Annotated in this window: 1 pseudogene; it reads left to right on the top strand. The window is 38.4% G+C overall.

Features of this window, described 5'->3' with window-relative positions:
* Positions 1–528: 528 nt before the first annotated feature.
* A pseudogene (locus QUA80_RS27235) lies at positions 529–804 on the top strand (IS4 family transposase); the annotation flags it as partial.
* Positions 805–1011 lie beyond the last annotated feature (207 nt).

Below are 1011 nucleotides of genomic sequence, written 5' to 3'. Positions count from 1 at the left end.
TAGATTTTAGATTTTAGATTGTAGATTTTAGATTGTAGATTTTAGATTGTAGATTGTAGATTGTAGATTGTAGATTGTAGATTGTAGATTTTAGATTGTAGATTTTAGATTGTAGATTGTAGATTGTAGATTTTAGATTGTAGATTTTAGATTGTAGATTTTAGATTGTAGATTTTAGATTGTAGATTGTAAATTTTAAATGACTGATAACTATCAGGATTTGGAACACGGGCTGGTAGCATTGCTAACAAGTTAAAAAAGAGCCAATTTTGTCAATATGTCTAAATTATGTCTAAATATAGATATTGAAAAAGAAAGAATGATAATTACCGCAGAAGGCAAGAGGCAGACTAAGTCTGCCTCTTACCCTCTCTAACGATTCTCATTATCAACCACGATGCAGGTCATATTTGCTTGGAATACAAATCATGCTTAACTCAGTTGAGACAAATCAGGAAGCGATCGTAGACAACCGTGAGCCAAAACCGAAAAACGAATCGTGACCATGCCAAAAGGATGCAACGACCTATGTTCGAAGATGAAGTCATTGCTGAGCAGTTGGAAACATTACTCACACCAGCCATCACTGCTCAAGAAAATTACTATCGTCAACTAGGGTTAAGAGAGAGAATACTCAACTTACCGTTCATGATAGCAGCAGTATTGACTTTACTGTGGCGAGACGTGGGGGGAGTGACGGAACTGACAAGAATATTAGGGCGAGAAGGATTTCTGTGGTGTAGTCCCAAGAGTGTGAGTCAACAGGCAGTATCCCAAAGGTTTTTAACATTTCCCGCCCAACTATCCCTTGAAACTGTAGTTTAGACTAACTAAAGATGAGAACGGTGGCCAAAGAAGAACTAGAGCCACCGCGCCGGGAGAGAATGAGGGTGAAAAATAAAACCTATCCACTCCCTAAATGAACAGTGAACGATTAAGGAAATTTCGTCAAGCAGCATACGAATTATTGGTACTCGCCAAGGATGCGACATTCGAGCTGATGGATGCAGT

Origin of the sequence: Microcoleus sp. F4-D5, assembly GCF_036704885.1 — a bacterium.
In the GTDB taxonomy this organism is placed as follows: domain Bacteria; phylum Cyanobacteriota; class Cyanobacteriia; order Cyanobacteriales; family Microcoleaceae; genus Microcoleus.
Note: the sequence above shows the minus strand (reverse complement) of the source record. Positions and strands in the feature narration are given on the sequence as shown.